3 protein-coding genes and 1 pseudogene are annotated in these 2,590 nt (G+C 44.9%); 3 read left to right on the top strand and 1 reads right to left on the bottom strand.

Translation table 11 applies throughout. From position 1 onward, the window contains the following. Positions 1-88 precede the first annotated feature (88 nt). The gene (locus ACZM60_RS14680) at positions 89-610 is read right to left on the bottom strand and encodes a Crp/Fnr family transcriptional regulator (RefSeq protein WP_489521862.1); all 522 of its coding nucleotides are present in this window, start codon (positions 608-610) and stop codon (positions 89-91) included. A gap of 157 nt (positions 611-767) precedes the next feature. Here ACZM60_RS14680 and ACZM60_RS14685 point away from each other — a divergent pair, with 157 nt between their 5' ends. The 3 genes and pseudogenes from ACZM60_RS14685 to ACZM60_RS14695 form a co-directional block, all read left to right on the top strand. Beyond that, positions 768-1,094 carry a DMT family transporter gene (locus ACZM60_RS14685; protein WP_021928755.1) on the top strand — a complete coding sequence of 109 codons (327 nt, stop codon included), beginning with the start codon at positions 768-770 and terminating at the stop codon, positions 1,092-1,094. A gap of 15 nt (positions 1,095-1,109) precedes the next feature. After that, positions 1,110-2,312: an MFS transporter gene (locus tag ACZM60_RS14690; protein ID WP_489521863.1), complete on the top strand. Its 1,203-nt coding sequence runs from the start codon at positions 1,110-1,112 to the stop codon at positions 2,310-2,312. An 84-nt stretch (positions 2,313-2,396) separates the two neighbouring features. Further along, positions 2,397-2,590, top strand: a pseudogene (locus ACZM60_RS14695) (hypothetical protein); the annotation flags it as partial.

Raw genomic sequence — 2,590 nt, forward strand, 5'->3', positions numbered from 1 at the left:
CTGCATATTGTTGCTTTCCGAAGAAGCCGTGTATCAATGTTACAAGAACTCTTGACACACAGCTCGCTTTGTTTTGAATTCGTCGAACTCACGTTAAATAGGTGGCGATACTTCCTAACGGCAACCGCTGTAACAAATCAGGCTCTTTCTCCAACAACTCGTGATACCGTTCCGAGGCGACGGCTGACAACATGGAAATCAGCCGTTCCTCGGCAGCAAGCAGTTCCATTTCCGCATAACGCCGTCCCCAATTGGCTATGTGCAAATCCTTCAAGAATAACTCTTTCAGTTTTTTCCTTTCCAATACATATAAGACAGAATTTTCCATCAGCTCCATTGTTTCATACCCCGGTTCGTCATTCACATATCCTTTCATGGAAACAATAGTCGCCCCTTCCTTGCCGACCCAAAAGGTAATGTCCTTTCCGTCCACCGAAGTATAGGCGCGGACAATGCCTTTCTTGATGAAAAAGATGTCTTTTTCTATCTTGCCATATTCCAACACTTGGAATCCTTTTGGGTATGAGACTTCCGTCAGGCATTGCCGCAACTTGTCCAAAGACGCATCTGGCATGGCATATCTCTGGTTGATGATTTCCTTTATATCCATAAGTCATTTTGTTGTGGTACAAAATTATAAAATAGCGCACAGAAACAGCTGCTAACGGCTGTTTTTTTGTCAAATGCAAAATCCGTTTTTACCAAATGTAAAAAACGGTTAGAAATTACTTGCTTACTTTTGCACCCGAATTTAATAAATCATAGGTATGAATTGGATAATTTTATTTTTGGCAGGATTGTTTGAGGTAAGCCTTACATTCTGCTTGGGAAAAACGAGAGAGGCATCAGGTATTGGTTTTTATCTGTGGGGAAGCGGTTTCTTGGCTTCCACGGTATTGAGTATGGCATTACTTGCCAAAGCGGTTCAGACTTTGCCTTTGGGCACGGCATACGCCATTTGGACGGGTATCGGAGCGGTCGGCACGGTCTTGATTGGGATATTCGTTTTCAAAGAGCCGGCCACTCCCATACGGCTTTTCTTCCTGTTCACGCTCATTGCCTCCTTGATTGGATTGAAAGTTGTGTCATACTGAAAGGAGGAATAAATGATGAAATATGAATTGAGAGAAAACCATGGCATTCCGGCACCTCTGCTGGCTCTGATGGCAGTCGCTACCGGGCTTTCCGTTGCCAACTGCTACTACAACCAGCCTTTGTTGGGCAGCATGGCAAAGGATTTTGGGGTAAGCGACTTTTCTGCCAGCATGGTTGCGACATTGACCCAGATAGGTTATGTAGTCGGACTTGTGTTTGTCATTCCGCTTGGCGATTTGGTTTCACGAAAGCAGCTGATATTGACCAATTATATCATTTCATCGTGCGCATTGCTTGCCATAGCACTTGCCCCTAACATCTATTGGGTGTGGGGCGCATCCTTGCTTGCCGGAGCATCTTCGGTTATGCCGCAGTTCTTCGTCCCGTTGGTGTCTTTCCATTCAGCACCAGCACACAAGATACGCAACGTGGGGATTATACAGTCCTGTCTGCTCATAGGCATTCTTGGCTCACGGGTGTTAAGTGGTTTCCTGGCTGATATGTGGGGATGGCGTTCCGTCTATTTTGTGGCTTGTGTGTTTATGCTCGGATGCTTTCTTATGATTTACAAGATGCTTCCCGTTCTGCCTGCTCATTCACGTGAAAATTATGCGGGTCTGATGAAATCCTTGTTGCGTCTGCTTGCCAAATACCCGTACTTGCGTATCGCTTCGTTGAGGGCGGCATTGGCTTATGGCTCGTTCTTTGCGTTGTGGAGTTGCCTTGCTTTCCGGATGAAGCAAGAGCCATTCTTTGCGGATGACGATATTATCGGGGCACTCGGTTTGTGCGGATTGGCAGGTGCGTCTACGGTTGTATTCATTAGCGGCTATATCCAGAAGTACGGCGTAAGGTTCTTCTCCATTGTCGGGGGATGTGTTATCTTGGCTGCATGGTTGTTGGCATTTTTTGGAAATGACAGCTACTTGTGGATGATAATCGCCATCCTTTTGATTGATGCAGGAATGCAATGCATCCATTTGTCAAATCAGACCAGCGTGGTCACCCTCGACGCATCCGCCATCAACCGAGTCAATACCGTTTATATGACCATCTACTTCCTGGGCGGTTCTGCTGGTACGTTCGTTTCAGGTCTGTTTTGGCAACATTACGGATGGGCAGGCGTGGTAGGAGTAGGAGTTGCCTTTACCGTGGCTTCCTTGTTCGTTAATTGCTTCCAACCAAGACTGCATAAGGATGAATGCTCAATATTCTGACTAAAATAATTTTTGGAATGATCCTTTCAGTCTGAATATTTTTCATACCTTTGTACCGTAAGAGTTTCCCAAACAAGCAAAGCGATGCAGACCACGGCAATCAGGACGGTTGCCAACTCATTACCTGAAAATGAAGTAATTCTTCTAACTCTCTTGATTTCAAAGAGGTATATTCCTTTATACAGATTTACGGAAATTTTCTGTATTATTGATGAGTTTGATAAGAATTTTGAGTCTGAATTGAAGAAAAATCTTCTTCCGGTCACTGATGGAAAGCA

It is taken from the genome of Phocaeicola sp., assembly GCF_057861905.1.